Below are 22,092 nucleotides of genomic sequence, written 5' to 3'. Positions count from 1 at the left end.
TCAGCGAACTTCCTGCCCGCGTAGCCTATTCTCCCCTTCCAAAAAAATACTGCATGACTTCTTGTGTGTTTCAGCGCAACTCCAGGGCATGGTCGGCAGGAGCATCCTGCCCGTTCCAGACTTTGGAAGCCGTCCAGGGAGTAGCAGGTTTTGCCCAGAAGTCATCGGTTTCGGGTAGGCCCAGCGGCAGAAAGGCAGTGGCGCACAGGTAAAGGCTGCCCGTGGTGATGTAGAATTCGGCCAGGTTGGGCTGCTGCCCGTAGAGGCCAATGTTCAGCCAGCCTTCTTTGGTAAAGGTACCGGGAGCCTCTAGTGTTTTACGAAGCACTGCTGTTAAGGCGCTCCTTACTTGCGCTGGCTGCAAACTCTCAGGTAGTTGCTTGCGCATGGCCATATCTGCCAGATGATGAAAAGCACCTGCCCGGTAGGCAATGGAGCGGCCCAGCACCGGAAAAGAACCATCTGCATTAATCAACCTTTCCTGAATTTCGGCATAACGCTTTGTAATTTTATCGAGCGTAGGTGCGTAAGACTGGTATTTCTTATTTTTGGTGTTCACTACCTCCAAAATAGTCGCCAGGTAAGGCTGAATAACATAGCTATTATAGTAGTCGAGGGCAAACTGCATGCCATCGGAGTAGAGGCCATCGCCCACGTACCAGTGTTGCGTAAACTCCCGTACCCCGTACTCTACCCGCACAGCATCGTAGTCTATGCCATACTTACAGAAGAAAGTCTCGATCATGCCCGAAAATAAAATCCAGTTTGAGTACACCGGTACCGTAGACCTCGTGGTTCTGAACGCTGTAACTACCTGCTCCTGCACCTGTGGGTCCAGGTTTTGCCATAGCCAGGGGCAGCGCACCAGGCCAAGCGCCAGAAACGAGGCATCAACAAGAGGTTGGCCGCCCTGCCACTGCAGGTAATCTCTGGCAGCCGGGTTCACAGCGTTTGCCACAGCTTTAAGCGCCCACTGCCGGTACTGGTGGCGCAAGGTTACTTCTTCTGCAGCACCACCTTCCAGGTTCAGCCAAGGCCCAATGCCGCTCATAACGCGCCCAAAAGCTTCTAAATAAGCCACCTCGGTCCGCGAGGCTTTATTATCTATTCTATCAGACAGCACCACGGGCATAGTCTGTTTCAGTTTGTTTTCTGCCAGGTTTGCCAGTACAGGTCCTGCTACCATGTCGAGGTGGCGCAGCCATAATTGCCGGTCGGTTGCAGCAGGAGCATTTTTCTTTTTTTGTCCCTGCACAGCGTTGCTCATGCAGAGTAGCACCAAAAGCAGCAGCCATGTATTTCTGTTGATGATCACTGGTGTATGTTTATGTAAGAAGGAGGAACTAACTCTGGGTAAAGTAACACGGCTGCTCAGGCCCTACTAAAAATGCTGTTTTATTCTTTTCATGCTGCTGCTGAAGACTAGAAGGGCAAACGCGTAAAATCACAAGTATCTTTCGGATAGCATGGAAGAAAGCTCATATTGTCCGAAAAACATCTGTGCCTTTGCCGAATACCTGACAACATCTTTATGCTACCACTAGCTATTGCACCAGCATTGTTTTAGTAATGGTGCCTTTGCTTGTCTTCAGCTCCAGGGCATAAGGTGCTTTAGTCAGTTTTTTTACCGGCAGCACCTTCTCTCCTGTAAACTTGCCTTTATATTTTGCCACCTGTTTTCCGGTCTCATCTTTTACCAATACGCTTTTGCATGTCAGCCCAGCAGGCAGTTGCACTCTTACCTCAGAGTTGGCTACATTCGGATACGCCGAAATATTTCTGGCAAGGTCGCTTTCGTTTAACCTTACCCTCTCCTGCTCCACCATGCGGTGCATTTCTGAAGTGGCCAGCAAAAAAGCGCCAACGCCAAAATTAGCTGTGGAGTTGGCATCTACTACCTGCCCCGGAATGGCTCTTTCGCCGATGGGTTGCACGTAGCCCACACGCCCGTTCGGCTGCAGGGCCACCTCCGTCAGGAACTTATAGCCACGAAGTGCTGCCGGCAAATATTCATCTCTGCCCAGAAAACCATTGTTGATGCCCCACAGCAAGCCGTAGGTAAAGAAAGAGGTGCCGCTCGATTCAGGGCCGGGAGCGTGCTCCGGGTCGAGCATGCTGCGGGTCCAGTAGCCTTCGGGCTGCTGCGAGTTTTTGATGGCCTCTGCCATGCCCACAAATTTTTCGATGTACTCGTTGCGGTGCGGGTCATTTGTTGGCAGATCCTGCAGCACTTTGGCCAGCCCGGCAAACACCCAACCATCGCCGCGAGCCCAGAAGTCTTTTTTGCTGTTCGCGCTTTTGTGCTTCGGGTACACGTATTTGGCATCGCGGTAGTAGAGCTTCTCCTCCTCATCGTACATAATGGAGTTGGCATAGCTCAGGTACTCGTACAGTTTCTCCAGGTACTGCTTGTTGCCGGTTACGTGGTAAAGCTTTGTCATTACAGGCATTACCATATAAAGGCCATCGGCCCACCACCAGTAGTCGTTTTGAGAGGTGCTCATCTGGTACTCCATCACCTCACGGGCACGGGCAATCTTTTTCGGGTCCTTTACCTCATCCAGGTTATACAGGTCGATGTAGGTCTGGAAGGCAATCTGGTAATCGCCGAACAGCACATACTCATCCGATTCGCCATACGAGTACTTCCAACCGGCCTTATCGTCTGATTTGGCACCTTTCCATTGGTTATGCCCGGCCCAGGCCTCAGAATAACTTTTATACGCTTCGGTTCCGGTTACTTTATAGGCCTCCATGTTGCCGGTGTGGTAGGCGGCATTGTCCCAGAAGGCGCGGCCATGGTTTGGGTTTGCTGTTTGCCAGTAATGGTTCGCTTTTTTAATAATAGCAGCCACCTCTGCTGCGGAGGCAGGCATGGCTGGTTCAGCTGTTTGTGCCAGGGCAAGGCTGCAACAGAAAAGTAAGCTCGTAATACAGTAAATCAGTTTCTTTTTCATGCGCTTCTTATAACCGGATCAGGTTAATTGTATGTCCACTTCCAAGGCATCACCCTTGACACGCTGAGGCACACAAAGGCTTTGGAAGGCTATTTTGATTAGAATAATTGGGTTTTAATTGTTAATTGTCTGTTGTTGATTGTTCTTTTTTAATTGTTAAATGGTCGAATTGTTAAATTGTCGAATGGGTTCTTAACTCGACTTTAGCATTTTTGAAAACAGAAAAAGAAGGCCTTTAGAGCGTAATTAAAGCACTTTTCTATTTTTGCATGTCATGAATTTTACCCGACATTCAAAAATAGAACTGCTAAATAGCGTATAATTCACTGTTTAGCTGTTCTTGATTTCTAAAAATGCTAAAGTCGAGCTTAAAGGAAACGAGATTTATCTCGATCCAAATAAATTCCTCAAACTTTTAACTCATAACTTTTAACTCTTAACTTAATAAAGCGTTTTCGCCTAAAAAGCCGGTTTCCATTCCACAACCTCAATGGGTTGAGGCGGCATGTTGGCGCGGCCTTCGCCATCTACCTGTTCTACCTTCTGTACAAACAGGTTGAGTATGCCTTTCTCTTTCCAGAGCTCGGTGTCGTAGGTTGGCTCCCACGACCCCAGCGACCCCTGTGTCAGGTCCATAATCGTCCAGGTGGCATCTGCCAGCTTATTTATCACCACAACCGATGCCTTATTGCCTCTTTCCTCGTCGCGGAAAAGCAGCAGCACCGAGGCTTTGTCTCCGGCATTTTTCACCAGCACCTGTGGCCTGGCAATCGGGATGCGTTTGGTGCCCACGCCACTCAAACTAAAAGGGGTGCTACGGAAATCGAGTTGCAGCGACTGCCAGGCAGACCCGTTGTGGTACACCAGGTGGTACTGTGGCACTTCCGATCCAGCCTCACGCCAGTAAGTGGCGATAAATGGGTTCCCGCGCTCATCGGCCCCCATAGAGGTCTGGTTTATCAGTTCGCTTTGCTGCGGAATAGGCCAGGCTTTTTCGGCCGATGCCGCTGTTATAGGCAACGTGTATTTCTCGCCCGTTGATTTTTCCCAGGTTCTGCCGCCATCGGTGGAGCGGGCATAACTCAGATCGTGGTTGCTGGCCACATCGGGGCTCTCGCGCCACACCCACGACACATGAATAGTGCCTTGCCTATCGATATAAGCCTGCCAGTAAGCATTGCGTTTGCCTTCGCCGCTAATCAGGTTGGGGTGCAGCTGGGTCCATTGCTGGGTGCCGGTATCGTAGCTATTGATCACCATGTTCCCCCGGCCGGAGCCGCCATCGCGGTAAAAGAACATCAGGTTGCCGTTCTGCAGCCGGTAAAACTCCGGGTAAGACACAGCGCTTTCGTTCTGGGCCGTCATGGGTATTTTGCTTGTTAATTGCAGCGAGCCTGGGCTCAGGCTGCGGGCATAGTTGAGCTGGTGGTTGTGGTGGTCCCAGGATAGGTGCAGGTAACCATCGCCGTCTACCATAATGCTGATAGAGTTGTGGGCATCAGCCGCATTTCCGGTAAAATCAGTTTTCTGTATCTCCCAATCCATAGTGCCGCTTTTTCGTTTGGCCAGCACCAGGTGGCGGTCGGCATCGTACCAGGCAGTGTACTGCGTGCCCTGGTGCGTTACGAGCGAATTTTTGCGGAACACTACCACATTAACCGAGTTGTTGGCCCAGCCATCGGCTACCCGAACAGTGGTAGGCGCTGCAGCCTGAGTTCCTTCCGCAGACCTTACTGTGCGACAGGAAGAGGTGCCCAGGAACAGCACACTTATAACAGAGACAAAAAAAGAAAACCTTGTTATTTTATAACCCATGTAAATGCATGTAAACAATGACAGTTTGGGAGCTGGTGGTTCAGCAAAATAAGGTGCGCATGTGAGCTAACGTTTGTTGGCGTAAGTTAACATTACTTTCAGCCCCTTGGCACTTCTGCACTAATTTAGCTTTGGAAGGCTATTTTCATTTAAATAACTGATGTTACACGCCTTCTGGTATTTGGAACTTTTAATTTGGTTCTAATACACTTGTAACAGTTTCATCCGGTGCCCTTAGGCTTTCATTTTTCATTGTAGAAGTCTTAGCGCTCAAGGCCGCGAGGCCCCGTTCTCGGGCATCGCGCTGCTGCATCTTTCCTGCCAGGGGTGCAGGGGCCCCTTTTAGACTCGCTCGCGCTCAGGCTGCCTGCGGCACCGGAAACCTGCAAAGGCGCTCAACCCAAGAACTGGGATTTGTGCTCTCAACTACTGGTACAGGGCCAGCAAAGTAATTAGTTAAGCTGGAAGTATAAAACTTTACAGAATATCCTTAGTGCGTAACATCAGTAAATAATGCAGTTCTGATGCTGCTTAAGGTTTAAACCTTTAACAGTATCAGAACTGAATTACAACCATGCACCTTGTTATTTCTGCGATAGTTTGGAGCTTGCTTTAGTTACCGGCCTGATGAGGTAGCTGTAGCTGTACTGCTTGTCGGTGAGCCGGTAAGGCTCGTGCGGTAAGCGGCCCCAGCTGTCGTCGCCGCCCAGGCCGCGCTGCTTCAGATCTACGTGCAGGCTAATGTTGTCGTGCTCTTTCAGGTCTACCGGGTGTCGGTTCCGCTTCTTGGTGCCTGGGTCAATTTCTTCGGTTGTGTAGTTAATGGCCGTAAAGTTGAGCGGTTGCAGCCCTTCTATTAAAAGGCCGCTACCGGCACCGTTTGTTAGCTCCACCCAACGCACATCGGTTTTGTTGCCACTCTCCTGCGGCCGTATGTACAGCTCATGAAACTGGTTCGCTACTTTGTCCTGGTACAGGCCTACAAACGAGGATGTTTTACGGTCGGAGTAATTCTCCCAGGGGCCACGGCCGTAGTACTGCAGGTTATCGTGGTCTTTTGGCAGCTCCAGGCGCATGCCAAAGCGTGGCAGTTCCGGCATGTCAATACCCGTCATGTCGATAGAGGCTGTTACCTGCACGGCGCCATCGTTCTGTATCAGGTACTCGATGGTGTATGGTACTTTTTTTTCTGTGAGCTCGTAAGTAACTTTAACGGGTTGCCCCTGCGCCTGCTTTTTACCTACCTGCACGCTTACCAGCTTCATGTTTTTGTGGGCATCGCGCCACACACTGAGCTTTTCAGGCATATGGTTACCAAAGTCGTTGTCGGTGGGGGCACGCCAGAAATATGGTTCCGGAAACTTTGTGATGGTTTTCTGTCCGTTCTGCCCAAAAGCCACCAGCTGCCCTGTTTTTGTATCGAACTCTCCGGCTACCTCTCCTGCGGTAAAGCTTAAGGTGTTGCCTTTTGTTTTGATTTTGAGTTTACCGGCTGCAGCGCCTGCTTTTGCAAAATACGTGTTATCGCTGAGGCCGAACTGCTGGCGAGCCACCTCATGGCCAGCCGGCACAAAAGTACTTTTAGATTTGGTATAAGCAAACACGCTCAAAAAATACTCTTCTCCATTTTGTGCACTAATGGCTGGCAAAGGCAGCTTTACCTCTTTCTGTTGCTGGGGTGCAAGTTCCACGGCAAAATCGCCTTCTTTCTGCAAAGCTCCATTCCTGAAGAGCTGCCACTTAAAGTTAAACTGGTCGAGGTTGGTGAAGCCGAACTGGTTTTCAACGGTAATCACACCCTTGAGCGGGTCTTTTGAGCTGATCTGGATGTTGGAGTATACTTTTTTGACCTCGTGCAGGCCGGGGTGCGGCGTGCGGTTAGCCGATACCACACCGTTTGCACAAAAATTCTCGTCGTGCTGCAGGTTTTCACCTCCCAGGTCGCCACCGTAGGCCCAGAACACCTTGCCGTTCTTGTCTTTGGTTTTCAGGCCCTGGTCTACCCAATCCCAGATAAAGCCACCTTGCATGTGCTTACTGCTGTTAATAATATCCCAGTACTCCTGAAAGTTACCGTTGCTGTTGCCCATGGCATGCGAGTATTCGCACATAATATAAGGGCGCTCTTTCTGTGCCTCAGCATACTTTTTCATGCTGCCGATACCGGGGTACATAGGTCCTACAATATCGGTATTCTCATTCTCGCCGGCTTGTTCAAACATCACCAGTCGTGAGTTATCCCGTTTTTTTATCCATTTGTAGGCATCATAAAAAACAGGTCCGTTGCCACACTCGTTGCCCATGCTCCAGATAATAACCGATGCATGATTTTTGTCGCGCTCCAGCAGCCGTACAATGCGGTCCATGTGCGCCGGTGCCCACTCGGGCAGGTAGGCAGGGTGCTTGCTCTTGTCGAAATTGCCTTGCCACTCGGCTCCCATGCCATGCGTTTCTATGTTGGCCTCATCTACTAAATACAGTCCGTACTCATCGCAGAGCTTGTACCAGAGCGGGTCGTTCGGGTAATGGCTGGTGCGAACTGCGTTCACGTTGTTCAGTTTCATCAGTTCGATGTCTTTCAGCATAGAGGCTTTGTTCGGAACATGCCCCGTTACATCGTCGTGTTCGTGGCGGTTTACGCCTTTCATCAACACGGGCACGCCGTTCACCAGCATCTGTGCATTTTTCAGTTCCACTTTTCTGAAACCAACTTTATTGCCGGTTACGCCTACAGTTTTGCCTTTATCGTCTTTTAAGGTTATTACGCAGTCGTAGAGGTTCGGGAATTCTGAGCTCCAGGGTTCCACGTTGTTTATGGTGCCGTTAAAATCGAGTTTCAGGTTAGCTGTTCCTATTGTAGAAAGGCTCTTTTCCTGCGAAAACACCCTGGTATTGCTTTTATCGTACAGCTCCACACTTACGGTAGCTTTGTCAGCAGCTTTGCCTGTGAACTTACGCAGGTCTACGGTTGTGCTGAACACGCCATTTTTGTAGCTATTGTCGAGGTCGGCCTTAATAAAATAGTCCCAGATGGTGAGTTTCGGCAGCGCCTGCAGGTACACATCGCGCTCAATGCCGCTCAGGCGCCAGAAGTCCTGGTCTTCGAGGTAGCTGCCATCGTGCCAGCGAATTACCTGCACCGCCAGCTGGTTCTCGCCAGACTTCAGGAACTTGGTAACGTTAAACTCAGCCGGAGACTTGGCAGCCTTTGTCATGCCCACTTCCTGCCCGTTCACATACACCAGCGCGTAACCAGATATAGAGCCGAAGTTCAGCATTATTTCCTGGCCCGACCAGTTGGCAGGCACTGTAAAGCTGCGGCGGTAGGTGCCAACCGGGTTGTAGGTCTGGTCTATGTAAGGCGGCTTGGCCGGGAACGGGTACTTTACGTTTGTATAAATCGGAATATCGTGCCCTTCTAATTCCCAGTTAGACGGAACCGGAATATTGGTCCATTTGCTATCGTCGAAGCCAGGCCTGTAGAAATCTTTCGGGCGCTCGGCTGTGGTTTTTACGATAGAGAATTTCCAGTTGCCGTTCAGCGACTGGTGCCATGGCGATTTGCTGAAGTCATCTTTCCGGGCATCTTCGGCATTGCTGTACAGCATAAAATGTACGTGCGGCTTTTCTTTATTACGCTCATACACCTTGGGGTTCTCCCACTCGTTTTGGGGTTGCTGTGCTGCCACCAGTTGCGGCAAACAGAAACAGCAAAGGGCAAATAATATACGCTTGAACATAGGGGCTATTCTTAAAACAAATAAATTATCAGGATATCTGTTACCGTTATATTTTCATTAATTTATAAAAGGCATCTGCTCTTACAGCAAGTTTAGTAAATAGAACTTTCGCCAAGACTTTATATTCTCTCCTGAATGTAAAAAATCAAATCACGAATTCCGATACGTCATAGACTGCCTCTTAACTTATTGGAATCAGAAATTGCATCGGGTTGAGAAAAACGACACCCGTATCACGACAAACGAATTTATATAATTTGTTTAACTGGTGACACAGATTTCGATAAGCTATGTTGCCATCTAGTTGCCATCTACAAGAAACTTACATTCGTTAATTAAAGTCTTGTGCTTAACAACCTGCCTATGCCAAAATTCCGACATTTTTGATTTAGAAGAGGGGGAATAACCATTTGTTTAAGGGGGGTAAATTAACAATGCCCGCGGAAAAAGCTTTCTAACTGCATGATTTGACTATTTCTACCAGGAAGTACTACGACACGTAGCTGATCATTTAACAATACTCTTCTGTGCGCCGTCGCCTGAACTAGCAGCAGCCGTTCCTGCCGGAACTCTAAAACAAAGTTCTACTTAGTGCTTTTGCTTATAAAAACCACTGGCTTACCCTTGGATTAAAATACTACAAAAACCTTCGGAAGGGCTTTTTCATTAGAATAATTCAGGTTGCTTTACTTCCTGAAAGCCTCCTCCATCTGTTGTAGTTTAACGCCCAGTACCTTTTCAGAAATATTGTTCAGGGCTTCTGCCTCGCCTACAAAATGAAACACATGGTGCTGGTGCGTCAGGGTTTGATTGGGCTTCAGGAAGGCAGCCGGCGAAACACTTTCTATTTCGTAGAACGGTCCCATCTGGCTGCCATCTTCCAGTGGGCCATCGTTATAGGCGTTTACAGCATCTCCTTTCAGTGGGTCTTTTGCGGTAGTCCACTCCTGGTTCAGGTAGGTGGCGGTGCTGTTTACATCGAAAGTCGTGATGGTGAGTACCCGGTTGGTGGGGTCGTAGCTGCCTGCCACAGGCTTGGCCCGCTCAGGCGAGAGCCCCAGTTTCCCTCTTGCTTTGCCATCTGCTTTAAAATACAGAACGCCTGCATTGTAAAGAATGCGGTCTTCCGGTATTTCGCCGAAATAATCGGTAGTGGCTACTTTGCCAGCTGCTTGTTCTTTGTACGGAAGCACGATTACGGTGCCGGGCGATGGATTGAACATATCCAGAATCCAGATGCAGGGGGCTCCGGTTTGGCTGGTCCATGGCTGCTCCCCCACGTTGCTAAGGGCATTGTCGGTGCTGAAACCTACTGCTTTTACATTACCACCAGCTTTTACGCCAAGTTGCTGCTCTATCTCCGCCAGGCTCAACAGGCGTATGTCTCGCTTTATGCTGGCTTTCAGTAAGGTTCCGGCGTAGTTCAGCAGCTCTGTCTTCTTCGTAAGCGAAACCCGGTCGCTACTGCTCGAAACTACATGCCAAGGCTCTGTATCGATAGCAGGTGGTGTTACCCAATTGCTAAACACCATATCGGTGCCAGGTTTAAAGAAAAGAGAGAACCGGCCACCTTCCGGCCCCAGCCAAAACCTATTTTCACCACCATAGGCGTTCATGTGCGGGTCGGGCTCTGCATCGAAAGCCTCATAATTAATCCAGCCGAAGCTTCTGCCATGTAAGCCATCTGCGGTTGAGGTAAAAACTTTGCCCTGGTATTTGGCTGAAACCAGCACCTGCCCTACCCCCTGCTCATCCTTCAGCACGATCAGGCTATCGTCTTTGCTCCTCAGAAAATCGAGGTCGTACCCAAAAGTGCCTGCTTCTGCGTGTGCTGCCTCTGCCTGTTGTGTTTCCTTTTTTTCTGATGGCTGGCATGCCTGGAAACTCAGCGCAAGCAGTAGGAGGACGACTGTTTTTTTAGGTAGAAAGCGGTTTGCCATAGTTTCGGATAAGATTTTAATAATACAGATCTTTATGGATGGCTGGTGCTTAGCGTTTTCGCGTTAAATAATTTTTGGCGCGGTTATCGGTGAGCAGTTCCCAGATAGAGGCCACTGTCCAGCCCGGTGCGAAGTGCAGGTTGTAGAAGCCTTTGCCGAAGTGGCCGTAGTCCCATTGCGTGTGCTGCACCACCTCAGGATAATAGCCTTCTTTGGCAATATCGGCCATGTGCCCCGGGTAAGGCAGCAGCTGCTCCCGCATTGAGGACCGGATAACTTCGGCAAAAGCTGAGAAGCGTTTCTCTCCAGTTTCCTGCGCCAGCCATTTCAGTACCTCATCAAACTCAAAAATAAACACATCGATGTGGTTGTTCTCTACCGACACATTGCCCCAGCCACGGCTTTTGAGGCCAACGTCGCCGAGCATCTGGCCGGGCGCAAAGGGAACATCCCAGGTGTAGTACCAGGAGAGGGTGAAGTAAGCTGCCTGCTGCGCCAGCCTTTTGTACCGCTCCTGCTCCTTGCCTTTGGTAACCATGGCCATGTAATACAGGGCCGTAGCAGCGTATAGCGAGGCTTCCTTATCTTCGCAGTCAGCATCGAGGGTAGAGGAAAAATAGTCAGATTTAGAAATAATCTCCTTTTCCTGGTAATCGATTACCTTGCGGGCTGAGTTCAGGTATTTGGCATCGCCGAAATATTTGTAGGCCATTACTAAAGGCAGCACTGCCGATGGGGAGCTACCGCCTGTAGGGTCAACGAGCTGGAAGTCGCCTTTGAATTTGCGCGGGTAGTGCCCTTCTTTTTGCTGCAGTTTCAGGATGTTGGCCAGCAGCCGTTGTATGTTTTTCTCCCACTGCGGGTGCTTGCGGCCCTTGCGCTTCTCGTAATCGAGGTACAGCAGGGCCGCATAAATACCTTCTGACTGCCTGCGGATGGAGTAAGTCGTTTCTTCGGTGTTGTTCTCCATATCCACTACTTCCCTGAAAAACCCGGTGTCGGAGAAACCATGCTGCTCATAGCTGTCCATCACGTTAAAGGCGATTTGCCGTAGTTCCGCATCGTTGTGCTGCTCGGCAAACTCCAGCGCATTAAAGGCATTGAGCAGCACCCGCCCGATAAACCCGACTTCCAGAATCTTGAGCTTCTCGCAAAGGTGTGTCTGCAGATGTATGCCGGAGAAACCTTTCAGGTTGCCCGCCTCCACATAAGACTGGGTGTAGAATTTGGTCAGGATGCGTTTAATTTCCTCGTCCGTCAGTTTGTTGTCTGTGATGGGTTTTGGCTGGTACATGTCGTAGGAGCGTGTCCAGATCTGCTTCATGTAGTCGGCGTAGTCGGTGGCGGCAAACTTCATGAGTTGGTAGTGCAGCGTTATTTTTTCGCCACGCTTCAGGTGCAGAAAAGATGTTACCGGATCGCCGAGTGTAAGTTTGCGGTAGTAGCTGTGTGGCGCTTCCTGGTACGGGTAGGCAAACGACAGGTAAGCGCCTCCGCTCTCTTCGCCGAAACCCACAGCGCCCAGGTCGGAGTGCCCGCTAAGCACCACCTCGCCGTGGCTGATGGGTGCCAGCGCCTCCCGCTCCAGCTTATCCATACGGGCCAGTGAGTAACTTTGCTTTTGCTGCTGATCGTAAATGCCAACTAAGGGCGAGCTCAGCCTGTCTTCGCGCACAATCCAGTTTTTGCTGACCCTGGCCGATGGCGCTTTGTCGGGGGAGCGCAGGTTTTTGCGGTACCAGAAGCCGGGCAGGTACATATATGAAGTGTCGTAGCTGATGCCGGGCGCCTTAAACTGGCCCTGCAGGTTAAAATACGCATCTTGTAAGGCTTCTATGGTAATGGTTAAAGCCACATGGTCTGCTTCCTGCTTTATGTTCTGGCTCACACTCACCGTCAGTTTGTTTCCGGCCTGCAGTTGCTCCTGCCCTTGTACGGCTTTCAGGTTGTGTGCCTGAGCCGGGTTGCCGGGTTGCTTCAGCAGCAGCTTGTAGGTCAGGTTATTGGCGAGTTCCTGCTGCAGGTTCTGCGCCGAGAGTTGGTTTACAGACAAGCTAAGTAGCAGGAGCAGCAGCCAGCTTGCTTTAGCATTTACTTTCTGTAAGGAAATAAATAGTGTTTTAGCTAAAAAGTGTGTGTGTATCATGGGTGTTGCTTTTGCGGCAGAGCTACGTTAAATAAGTTATGACCAATGTAGCTTTTATCGGTAGCCTACCGAAGTTTATTGAATGAAATTATTCTAATGGAAATGGCCTTCCGAAGGTAAAACGGCCTGTTGTGGTCCAAGGGTTTACTGCCGGAATATGTTTGTATATTGAAATTTTAGCCAATCAACAGCCTTCATTAATTAACCTCCAGGTCGTTTTTAGAAGGGAGTTTCGGGAATTTGGCGTGTGGTTCAGTTTGGTACCAGTACACCACCGAACTTATATCAGACTTCTGTGGCAGGTAGCGGTGCTCACTTCGCCAGCCCAGGTCCTGAATGGTTACGCGCAGGTCTTTGTTGAACCGGATCGGGTCCATAACGTGCCAGCGGTACATGCCAAACCGCTGCTGCGATTCGTATAAACCATCGGGCCTGATAACCTGGTGCAAACCCGCATGTGCTGTAGAATACTCCTCGTACTGCTGTGTTTTTTTGTTCTCGAAGTTGTAAGAACCCAGAAAATAATCTTCGGCGCCAGTACCGTTTATGGTCGGAAACTTATTGTCGCCATCCATGTAAAACTTGATCTCGCCTTCGCCCCACCAGCCTTTGTTATTTACCTGCCAGGCCATGTAGGTGCCTACATAGTGGCCTTTGCCTTTAATGCCATCTATTAGCGTATGCAGAGCACCTTGGGTCGGGTTGCTCCTCCTGAACTGCGCATGAAAATAAGCGGCATCGTCGGGTACCTGGGTCAGGGTGTAATCTACCTGGTAAAACAGGTTCATGCGCTCCGAGCTGATGTTCTCCATGGTAATGCGGCACTTGCGGCGGAACGGCATCACCCAGTAGCAGTTAAAGGCGCTGCCCGGGTTTACCTGCACCGGCATCGAGTTCAGGGGAGCGTACTCGCCCCAGCCCATCCCAAAAAAATCACCTACGGGCACCTCTACCGATGGCTCCTTCTCATCGTCCCAGTAAAAGCGCAGAATGGAGTAGCGCCAGTTGCCGGTAGGCGTCATCCAGATGTGCTGAATGGCTCCCGGTCCTTCTATTTCTGCCAATGTTACGGTCTGTCCGCCTTCTATCCAAACAAAAGGATTCGTCTTCCAGCCCACGCCCAGTTCACGCGCCTGGTGACCGTGCACGCCGTCCTCCAACGATGTCATGCCGCCCTTACCCTTTTCGCCGGTAATATTCTCCGGGCTAATGGAGCGTGTTTCGGCATCAGACAACCGAAAAAGGTTGCCCATATTCATTTCCAAACCGTTAAAATTGCCTGCTTTTTGCGCCATTGTGCCAACGCAAATAATGTAGCAAACGAGGAAGGTAAGTAGTTTTCGAGTCATGGTGCAGAAAGTGTAATTGTAGATTTGTTTGTATGTTTTACTGTTGATACACCACATGCCGCTGCAACTATAGGTTCTGTAGCTCTTATGGCAGTGGTAAAAGCTGCCTTTTTATTATGGTGGCTCATCTTTTCATTACTTTCTAAATGTAAATTTTAAGGTGCAGACTAACAACCATTGCTTCATTTATTTCCTGAGCTACACAAAGGGAAACTAGTGCATAGAGCCGTTCCTGAGCGGTTTAACGCTGTAAAGCTGGTTTCAGCGGAGTAACTATGGAAATCTATTTCAGAAGCCCCTTCGGGAAATGGAGCTGAAGTAGACCAGGAAAAATGGGTGTATGGGAGGCCAGAAAACAGAGTTGCTCCCGGCAGGCTTTGTTTAAAACCTACCGGGAGCAACTTCAGGTACTTCAGAAACCAAAAACTCAGGTACTAGAAAATATACTTGGTGCTCAGGAAATTAGACTCACCATCGTTCACGATCTGGTTGATCAGGTGCTTGTTGGTTTCGTTGAGTTTGGTCGCTACCAACGATCTAATGGAGAAGGAACGAAGGGCATCTACGACCGACAAGGTGCCTTCGGCGCTGTCTTTACGGCCGGTGAAAGGGAATGTATCCGGGCCCCGCTGGCACTGGCAGTTTATGTTGACACGGCTCACCTGGTTAACCAGAGGATCTATCAGCGCGGCTGTTTCTGCGGCATCGTTGCTGAAAATGCTCACCTGCTGCCCGTGCGTAGATTCTATCAGGTACTCAATAGTTTCTTCCAGGTCATCGAAAGGCACCACCGGAATAACCGGTCCGAACTGCTCCTCGCGGTACACGCGCATGTGCTTGTTTACCGGGTACAATATGGCTGGGTACACAAACGACTCAAAAGTTGCGCCTCCGCCTTCGTTTACCACTTCGGCTCCGTGTGCGGCAGCATCTGTTATCAGGTCTTGTAAGTAGGCTGGTTTATGCGGCTCCGGCAGTGGCGTAAGCGATACACCTTTCTCCCAGGGCATGCCATACTTCAGCTTACCAACTGCTTCACTCAGTCCGCTCAGGAACTCATCGACTCTGGAACGGTGAACGAACACAATTTTAAGCGCCGTGCATCGCTGCCCGTTAAAAGAAAGCGCGCCCAGCACTGTTTCAGAAACAGCCAGTTTTACATCGGCATTTTCGGTTACGATAGCTGCATTTTTAGCATCGAGACCGAGGATGGCGCGTAGCCTGTTTACTTTCGGGTGCAGCTTTTTAAGTTCGTCGGCCACTTTGCTGGAGCCGATCAGGGTAAGCACATTCACTTTACCCGATTGCATAAGCGCAGGCACAATGGTAGCGCCACGGCCATAGATCGTATTTACCACACCCTTCGGGAAGCACTCTTTAAACGCCTGTAAAAGCGGGTAGTGCAGCAGCGTACCATGCTTGGGTGGCTTAAACAGCAGCGTGTTGCCCATAATCAGGGCTGGCAGCAACGTGGTAAATGTCTCGTTGAGCGGGTAGTTGAACGGGCCCATGCAGAGCACCACGCCCAAAGGCGAGCGGCGAATCTGGGCTACAATGCCCTGCTCTATCTGGAAACGCGAGGAATCGCGGTCGATGTCTTTTAAGGCATCGATGGTGGCGTATATATATTCTACTGTTCTGTCGAATTCTTTAACAGAGTCGGCGTACGATTTGCCAATTTCCCACATAATCAGCTTCACCACGATCTCTTTCTGATCGATCATTTTATGGGTAAACTGCTCCACGCACTGAATCCGGTTCTGCACGCTCATGGTAGGCCACTGGCCACGGCCATTGTCGTAGGCTGCTACCGCAGCATCAAGTGCTTCTTTGGCTTCCTTTTCGGTACACACAGGGTAGGTACCGATGACCTTCCGTTTATAGCCTTCTGCCGTTTTTACAGCCACAGGCGAGTAAACGGTGTGCGTTGCTCCCTGCCACGGCCTCATTTCCCCGTCCGACAGGTACTCCTGCTGATGAATTTCCTGCTCCAGGCTGTACTCAGCCGGAATTTGGCTTTCCTCCACAAAGATAGACCGTAACTGGTCTTCTGTTATGCGTGGAGTTACTTCTGTTTCATTCATTGGTTTATAGATTTATTCACAGTACTTTCTCTAAAATGACCTTTCAGCCTTCGGAAGATAGCAAGTCGGCTAAAAGAACTGCCGCTACTCAAGCTTCAGGTTGTAAAAGAACACAAGTATTCTGACATTTTAAGCAACTATTTTATCTAAACAGCAAATTTTATTAGTAAAAAGGCAATAATTACAAGCCAACACTAAAAATTTATCAAATAACCGGACTTTTAAAATTAGCCTTATGATCAGATAGAAATCACAAAAGCACAATCAACAACAGACAATCAACAAGAAAATCCCAATTATTCAAATCAAAACAGCCTTCAGAAGCCTTTTGGCTTTTTTTGACCCAAGGGTAGCAGCTTATTCAGCCAGGGGTTCAGGCAATTTGCTTTTCGGATTCAGGCTCCGGAACAACTACTTCTACCAGACCATTTTCGGGAGTGGGGTTGAACTCACCTTCCCAACGGGCCACTACGGCAGTAGCCAGGCAGTTGCCTGTTACGTTAATTGAGGTGCGAGCCATGTCCATGAGTTCATCTATACCTAAAATAGCAAACAAGGGCCACACCGGCAGGTTAAAAGATGCTACCGTACCTAACAGAATGACTAATGAGGCTCTGGGCACGCCGGCCACGCCTTTGCTTGTGAGCATGAGCGTGAACACCATCAGGAGCTGCTGTTGCCAGGTCATGGAGATGCCTGCGGCCTGCGCCACAAAAACAGAAGCCAGCGACAGATACAGGGTGGTGCCATCGAGGTTAAAGCTGTAGCCGGTAGGCATAACAAATGCCACGATACGCCGCGGAACCCCAAGTTTCTCCATCTCTTCCATGGCTCTGGGCAGTGCAGCCTCGGAGCTGGTCGTGGCAAAGGCAATAGAAACCGGACCGGAAATGGCTTTCAGGAACCGCATAATGGGCACCCTGGCCAGCAAGGCGACCGGTAGCAGCACTAACAGCACAAAGGCCAGCAAAGCCACATACAGCGTAGCCAGCAACTGGAACAGGTTCACCAAGATGCCAAACCCCATTTGGCCAACTGTATAGGCAATGGCGGCCCCCACCCCCACCGGCGCAAAATACATGATGATATTGGTAAACTTGAACATGGTTTCTGACAGGCTCTCGCAAAAGTCGATCAACGGCTTCCGCTTCTTCTCAGTTACCATGGCAAGCCCGATGGCAAACAGCACGCTAAACACCACTATCTGCAGCACCTGCCCCTCCGCCACCGATTTGGCAATGTTCTCCGGAAAAACATGCAGGATAATGTCTGATACCGTTTGCTTTGCGGGTGCGGATATCTCTTCGTGGCTCGCTGCTATACCCGGATCTATGCCTTCGCCAGCCTTAGTTATATTAATGGCCGCCAACCCGATGAACAGCGCCAGCGTGGTGACCACTTCAAAATAGACAATCGCCTTCCAGCCCATGCTCCCGATCTGCTTCAGGTTAGAGTGCCCTGCAATGCCAACTACCAGCGTGGCAAAAATGAGTGGCGCAATAATAGTTTTAATCAGCTTCAGGAAGACTTTGCTCAACACATTCAGGCTTGCCGCAAACTCCGGAAAGTCATAACCGATAGCCGCGCCTGCTACCATACTGATAAGAATCCAGGTGGTAAGTGTTTTCTTTTGTAGCCCGTACACCAGCAGCACCGCTATGGCACCCCAGCGAGCCACAGCTAATACCTGCACCGGCACCTGCACTAACTGGTACTGCTGCAACACAGATAGCATTGCTGCCACAGCCAGACTACCTAACGTAGCCAGCAGCACTAAATTTTTGTTCATAAGGAAGAGAAAAAAAGGTAACAGCCTGTTTTGGTGGCTTCCAGGCAGATGTTTTTTAATGCGTGAAATACCTGAGCGTAGATGGCAGCCGGTTCAGGTTCTAAAAAGCACCTTTACCGAACCAGGCTCACTGGCAGTTACCAGTCCGGTAACTGCCAGTGAGCCAATAGCCCAGCAGGCAATGTGTGTCAGAACTGAAACGTTATAGCCTACTTTTTAGGTGTGTCGGTATCCTTCACGGAATTCTCTATCTCGCTTTTTATTTCCTGGGTGGCATCCTTAAACTCCCTGATGCCACGGCCCAAACCTCTAGCCAATTCAGGAATTCGTTTTGCCCCGAAAAGCAACAACACAACAATTAAAATCAAGGCCAACTCGGTGCCTCCAATACCTCCGATAAATGCGAAAACTGATGTACTAGCCATAGTAGTATGTATGTTAAAATTTTAAATGAAATCCATTAGCAGATGCTGCCGCAGCAGCAGTACCAGGTTTATTTGCGCCGCTCGGCCCACCTGAAATACAATGTGAGCAGTGTGAGCAGCAGCAGGAACAGAAATAAGTATAGAAAGCTCATGCACCAAGAATTAACAAGGTTCTACGAGTAAAAAATAGCCACTCTAGTAGATGGTATGCCTGGCAGACCCTTACCAAAAAATGCCCTGAAACCCTTCTGAAGGCATTTTTCATTTGAATAATTCATGACGCTTACTCCTATTCCCGGTTAATAAGGAAAGTTTATGAAACAGCAACACGCGCACCTGTGATACAGCAAACAAGCAGAACTGTTTTACAAAGAGGTTACTCCTGCTTCAGTTCTATTAACCTGTGTTACGAATGCAGGCAAGGGCTCTGTTAAGCAGAAAACTCTTTTAGGAGGACATGAGGTAACAGGATCTTTGGCAGGTGCTGCCTCTTCAGGTAAAGCAGTGGCAGGAAAAGACGCTAAGGAGCGTTGGGCTGGATAATGATGGGAAATAAGCGGGCAAGTAAGCTGATGCCGTAAAACCTCAATCTTCCAGCAGGTAGTTTATCGTCGGTGGGTGCAGCAAAAGCATGAAACTGCGGAAAGGTTCCGGGCTGTTGCAGGTCAATGGTACCATTAGCCGCGAGTCCATTGTTTGGCATGCTCAGCTCATGCTGCAGCATTAAAGGGGTATCAGATGGATTACTGGTATTGCCGGACTCAAAGGCTGCCGTAGCAGGTTCTGTATGAATCGGGGCACAATAACCCGCTACATCCTGGCCGTAGAGCAGCAAAGCCCACAGCAGCGAAACAGACAGCAATATATGTCTGAAACTAAAAGATATAGCGTTATATTCTACCATAAGAACACCTCAGAACAAATGTACAGCAATTTTAATCTAAAACTGAAAATCAGAAGAAATAATTATTTGGCATGTACCAGTATTTTGAAAAATGGCCCAACTTTTAAACGAATACCCTTGAGGCATGTTAGGGTGTTTTGCCTTTGGAAGGCCATTTTCATTTAAATAATTAGAGTTGTGCGGTAACTGTCGTTAATAAAATATTGCGACAGGCAACAACAGGGCGATCACCTTTGCCAGGTGCACGGATTAAAAATAGCTTCATGTCGCTGTTACAGCAGCAAAAGCACCTATGCTAACTTATATCGAGAGCTGCCATTGCTGATGAATCTTGCCCACAAGATCCCAAGGGGATGACAAAAGGGGGATAGGGATAACGGAGTACGAATGATTATATCGCTACTACCGCACAACCTGAATTTAAATAATAATAATAATATGTACTGGAGAAATGAAAGCACCTGAAACAGTTAAATTACCGGCAGAAATTCTCCACAGGCATTTTAACTGTTTCAGATGCTTTTTCAAAAATTGACCCGAACCTGCTCCTACAGGTCCGCTTCGACCAGGTTCGGGTCATACACTTTTATGTCGGGAACGCAGGTTACAAACTGGCAACCCCATTCCCGTACGTACTCCAGTTGCTCCATTACCTCATTCTTCAGGTTCCAGGGCAGAATAATAATATAGTCGGGATAGTACTCGGCAATCTTAGACTCGTCGTAAACCGGAATATGACTGCCTGGTAAAAACTTATTTTGTTTAGAAGGTGCTGCATCTACTACAAATTGCAACAAATCGCGCCCTTTTATGCCTGCGTAGTTGAGCAAGGTATTACCTTTAGCAGCAGCACCGTAGCCGATCACTTTCTTACCTGCTCGTTTTTGCTCTATCAGGAAATTCAGGAATCCGTATTTCACCTGGTCTACCCGCTCCTGAAAGTTCAGGTAGTACTCCTCTGTGGTAATGCCGGCCTCTTCTTCTTTCTGCAACAAGGCCTGCACGCGGTCCGAAATTGACTTACTATCGTCTTTCTGATGCTTGACAAAAATCCGCAGTGAGCCGCCGTGTGTCGGCACTACCTCCACATCGAACAAGGTAAGCCCATGCGCTTCAAAAATTCTCTTCACCGTCGTGAACGACAAGTAAGAAAAATGCTCGTGGTAAATGGTATCGAACTGGCAATCCTCTACGAGGCGAAGCAGGTGTGGGAACTCCATAGTAATGACACCATTCTTTCTTAAGGCCACCTTCAGGCCTTCCACAAAGTCATCAATGTCGGGCACGTGCGCCAACACGTTGTTACCAATAAGTAAATCGCCTTTCTTTTTCTGGTCTGCCAGCGTCTGCGCAGTGGCTGCCCCAAAGTACTCCGTCAGGGTAGGAATTCCCTTTTGAATGGCGATGTTTGCCGTATTTTGTGTTGGCTCTATCCCCAGCACTGGTACCCCACGCTCCTTAAAGTGCTGTAGCAAATAGCCATCGTTAGAGGCAATTTCTATTACAGTTGAGTTCTCGTTGTACTCGAAGCGCTGCATCATCGCTTCCACGTAACGCCGTGCATGCTCCACCCAGCTTTTCGAGTAAGACGAAAAGTATACATACTCATTGTTAAATATATCGGTGGCTTTTTTGTGCTCATCTACCTGCACCAGGTGGCAGCTATGGCACACATAAATTGTTAACGGATAGTATACCTCCGGCTCGTTTAGCTGTTTCTCAGACAAAAATGAGTTGGAAGGCGGACAATTGACTAGGTCTACAAATTTATTATGGATGGGTGTTTTACAGAATCGGCAGTTCATGTTGTACTATAAATTAAATAATGATTGAGGAAAGGTGCATGCCACAGCCGCTGCACAGCAAAGCTGCGCAGTGCCACCATGGATGGAGCACATGAGGTAATCTTCTTTATCTGGAAGAAATACAGTTTTTGCCTGATAAGGCGAAGAGAGGTTTGATTCTGGAACTACTGCCACAAAGAGCTAAACTCAACGCAACGCTGCTTAACGAATATACTGCACCTGATCCGGTAATAAATACCAGAGCTCCTATAACCTGCTTCAGCTAGTTATAGAAAGGAGCAAATACTTCCCTTTAAAGAGACCAGAAGCAATTGCGGTTAAGCGAGGTGGACCTTCAGTTGCTGGAAAAGGAGGTACAGTTTATTTTTTGATTTGTAATCGAGATGAGACCTTTGCTGCTGAAACAGAACTGGTTTTTCAAATCCAATAAAGGCGTACCGGAGCATTGCCTGGAAAGAAATGTGCGGGTGCTTAAACTTTCCTTCTTCGGAAGTCTTCTCCAGCACCAGTTCCGATTCAATTTTATCGGCTGGTTTTACCTGCCCATATTTATAGTAGAAACTATAGGTAATCGACAAAAAGAACAGGAGTGTTATACACACTACTGCACATTTTACCTCAAACCTATTTACTGATATCATTATGTCTCCTGATGGGTAAATATTACCTATGTAAAAATATTATGTACTAAGAACATTACGTTAGCTTAGTTTTATCATATTCTTAAACAAGTAGATTTAGTAAGCACAATACTTCATTGTTTAAACACTCATTAAAATGGTAAACGTACTAATCGTCCAAATGTTTTTGTTTCTTAAAAAGTTAAAGAAAAAAATTTAACATTTTGCTGCTGTCTCTGGGTGCGGGAGGCGGTCGCTCCTTTCAAGGTTAGGGCCTGGGCAGGGTAAGAGGGTGGCTTTACTTCCTTTTTGCCAAAAGAAAGGTACGGCTTAAGAAAGGTCATTTTTTGTCCTCCTGTATAGAATCTTATGAGTTAATTGCTGGTAAGTCACAAAATCCTTTACAGGAGGACAAATAGTGACAGCTTTTCTTTCCTTAAAGTTAAAAGCCGGGGCCAAAAACGCAGCCAGCCCCCGTCCTTGTCGGAGCGGGGGCTGCTGGTTGTAGGGGTTGGCGG

General features: G+C 48.7%; 14 protein-coding genes. All 14 read right to left on the bottom strand.

Going from position 1 to position 22,092, the window contains the following annotated elements; all coding sequences use genetic code 11:
• Positions 1 to 70: 70 nt before the first annotated feature.
• Positions 71 to 1,315 (bottom strand): DUF2264 domain-containing protein, encoded by a 1,245-nt coding sequence (locus FVR03_RS17675; protein WP_255474280.1) that lies wholly within the window; start codon positions 1,313 to 1,315, stop codon positions 71 to 73.
• A 229-nt stretch (positions 1,316 to 1,544) separates the two neighbouring features.
• Entirely contained in the window at positions 1,545 to 2,957 is a 1,413-nt protein-coding gene (locus FVR03_RS17670; RefSeq protein ID WP_147923096.1) for a glycoside hydrolase family 88/105 protein, read from the bottom strand.
• 459 nt (positions 2,958 to 3,416) lie between these two features.
• A complete protein-coding gene (locus tag FVR03_RS17665; protein WP_147923095.1) occupies positions 3,417 to 4,772 on the bottom strand; it encodes a BNR repeat-containing protein in 1,356 nt (451 codons plus the stop codon).
• Positions 4,773 to 5,356: 584 nt separating this feature from the next.
• The gene (gene lacZ / locus FVR03_RS17660; protein WP_147923094.1) at positions 5,357 to 8,512 is read right to left on the bottom strand and encodes a beta-galactosidase, LacZ type; all 3,156 of its coding nucleotides are present in this window, start codon (positions 8,510 to 8,512) and stop codon (positions 5,357 to 5,359) included.
• Positions 8,513 to 9,198: 686 nt separating this feature from the next.
• Positions 9,199 to 10,452 (bottom strand): DUF6786 family protein, encoded by a 1,254-nt coding sequence (locus FVR03_RS17655; RefSeq protein WP_147923093.1) that lies wholly within the window; start codon positions 10,450 to 10,452, stop codon positions 9,199 to 9,201.
• A 49-nt stretch (positions 10,453 to 10,501) separates the two neighbouring features.
• Positions 10,502 to 12,598, bottom strand: a complete 2,097-nt coding sequence (locus FVR03_RS17650; protein ID WP_222707261.1) for a glycoside hydrolase family protein — start codon at positions 12,596 to 12,598, stop codon at positions 10,502 to 10,504.
• 197 nt (positions 12,599 to 12,795) lie between these two features.
• Entirely contained in the window at positions 12,796 to 13,947 is a 1,152-nt protein-coding gene (locus FVR03_RS17645; RefSeq protein ID WP_147923092.1) for a glycoside hydrolase family 172 protein, read from the bottom strand.
• Between the two features lie 434 nt (positions 13,948 to 14,381).
• Positions 14,382 to 16,031: an NADP-dependent glyceraldehyde-3-phosphate dehydrogenase gene (locus FVR03_RS17640; RefSeq protein ID WP_147923091.1), complete on the bottom strand. Its 1,650-nt coding sequence runs from the start codon at positions 16,029 to 16,031 to the stop codon at positions 14,382 to 14,384.
• Between the two features lie 373 nt (positions 16,032 to 16,404).
• A complete protein-coding gene (locus FVR03_RS17635) occupies positions 16,405 to 17,820 on the bottom strand; it encodes a dicarboxylate/amino acid:cation symporter (RefSeq protein ID WP_147923090.1) in 1,416 nt (471 codons plus the stop codon).
• Between the two features lie 209 nt (positions 17,821 to 18,029).
• Positions 18,030 to 18,245, bottom strand: a complete 216-nt coding sequence (locus tag FVR03_RS17630) for a Sec-independent protein translocase subunit TatA/TatB (RefSeq protein WP_147923089.1) — start codon at positions 18,243 to 18,245, stop codon at positions 18,030 to 18,032.
• A 520-nt stretch (positions 18,246 to 18,765) separates the two neighbouring features.
• Complete coding sequence (locus tag FVR03_RS17625; RefSeq protein ID WP_147923088.1) at positions 18,766 to 19,149, bottom strand: hypothetical protein; 384 nt, start codon at positions 19,147 to 19,149, stop codon at positions 18,766 to 18,768.
• 548 nt (positions 19,150 to 19,697) lie between these two features.
• The gene (locus tag FVR03_RS17620; protein ID WP_147923087.1) at positions 19,698 to 20,954 is read right to left on the bottom strand and encodes a class I SAM-dependent methyltransferase; all 1,257 of its coding nucleotides are present in this window, start codon (positions 20,952 to 20,954) and stop codon (positions 19,698 to 19,700) included.
• 317 nt (positions 20,955 to 21,271) lie between these two features.
• A complete protein-coding gene (locus tag FVR03_RS17615; protein WP_147923086.1) occupies positions 21,272 to 21,595 on the bottom strand; it encodes a hypothetical protein in 324 nt (107 codons plus the stop codon).
• A 309-nt stretch (positions 21,596 to 21,904) separates the two neighbouring features.
• Positions 21,905 to 22,092, bottom strand: a 188-nt coding sequence (locus FVR03_RS24760) for a hypothetical protein (RefSeq protein WP_222707260.1), incomplete at its 5' end; no start/stop codon positions are given.

Origin of the sequence: Pontibacter qinzhouensis (genome assembly GCF_008017455.1) — a bacterium.
Lineage (GTDB): Bacteria > Bacteroidota > Bacteroidia > Cytophagales > Hymenobacteraceae > Pontibacter > Pontibacter qinzhouensis.
The sequence above is the reverse complement of the archived record's forward strand: the minus strand, read 5'-3'. Positions and strand labels throughout refer to the sequence as shown.

Excerpts from the sequence above, each read along its gene's own strand:
- FVR03_RS17650 (WP_222707261.1), bottom strand. The coding sequence starts at position 12,598 with ATGATACACACACACTTTTTAGCTAAAACACTATTTATTTCCTTACAG.
- lacZ (WP_147923094.1), bottom strand. The coding sequence starts at position 8,512 with ATGTTCAAGCGTATATTATTTGCCCTTTGCTGTTTCTGTTTGCCGCAA.
- FVR03_RS17620 (WP_147923087.1), bottom strand. The coding sequence starts at position 20,954 with ATGAACTGCCGATTCTGTAAAACACCCATCCATAATAAATTTGTAGAC.
- FVR03_RS17635 (WP_147923090.1), bottom strand. The coding sequence starts at position 17,820 with ATGAACAAAAATTTAGTGCTGCTGGCTACGTTAGGTAGTCTGGCTGTG.
- FVR03_RS17655 (WP_147923093.1), bottom strand. The coding sequence starts at position 10,452 with ATGGCAAACCGCTTTCTACCTAAAAAAACAGTCGTCCTCCTACTGCTT.
- FVR03_RS17630 (WP_147923089.1), bottom strand. The coding sequence starts at position 18,245 with ATGGCTAGTACATCAGTTTTCGCATTTATCGGAGGTATTGGAGGCACC.
- FVR03_RS17645 (WP_147923092.1), bottom strand. The coding sequence starts at position 13,947 with ATGACTCGAAAACTACTTACCTTCCTCGTTTGCTACATTATTTGCGTT.
- FVR03_RS17640 (WP_147923091.1), bottom strand. The coding sequence starts at position 16,031 with ATGAATGAAACAGAAGTAACTCCACGCATAACAGAAGACCAGTTACGG.
- FVR03_RS17615 (WP_147923086.1), bottom strand. The coding sequence starts at position 21,595 with ATGATATCAGTAAATAGGTTTGAGGTAAAATGTGCAGTAGTGTGTATA.
- FVR03_RS17665 (WP_147923095.1), bottom strand. The coding sequence starts at position 4,772 with ATGGGTTATAAAATAACAAGGTTTTCTTTTTTTGTCTCTGTTATAAGT.
- FVR03_RS17625 (WP_147923088.1), bottom strand. The coding sequence starts at position 19,149 with ATGGTAGAATATAACGCTATATCTTTTAGTTTCAGACATATATTGCTG.
- FVR03_RS17670 (WP_147923096.1), bottom strand. The coding sequence starts at position 2,957 with ATGAAAAAGAAACTGATTTACTGTATTACGAGCTTACTTTTCTGTTGC.